Here is a 381-nt window from a genome sequence, read left to right on the forward strand (position 1 = left end):
TGGTCATCATGTCCATGGGCAGCTGGTACATCCTCATCACCAAAATCATTGACCAAGTTAAATTGTCCGGTCAAGCCACAGATGCCCGCGCCAAATTCTGGAAAGCAGCGTCCGTACAAGCCGGTGCAGCCTCTTTGAAAGAAGGCAGCCCATTCCGCTTCATCGCTGACTCCGGTATCAAAGCCACAGAACACCATGAAGGCGCATTGCTCGAACAAATCGACCTCAACACCTGGGTCTCCATGTCCATCCAGCGCGCTGTTGATAAAGTCCAAAGCCGCCTGCAAGACGGCCTGGCCTTCCTCGCAACGGTTGGTTCCACAGCACCATTCGTTGGTCTGTTCGGTACAGTATGGGGTATTTACCATGCGCTGACAGCGA

General features: G+C 53.5%; 1 protein-coding gene. It reads left to right on the forward strand.

What is annotated here, in order from left to right:
• Positions 1 to 8 precede the first annotated feature (8 nt).
• On the forward strand, positions 9 to 381 hold a 373-nt coding region (locus ACO0LG_RS29610; protein WP_423032215.1), incomplete at its 3' end, for a MotA/TolQ/ExbB proton channel family protein.

This window comes from Undibacterium sp. Ji42W, from assembly GCF_049340405.1.
Classification (GTDB): domain Bacteria; phylum Pseudomonadota; class Gammaproteobacteria; order Burkholderiales; family Burkholderiaceae_D; genus Undibacterium.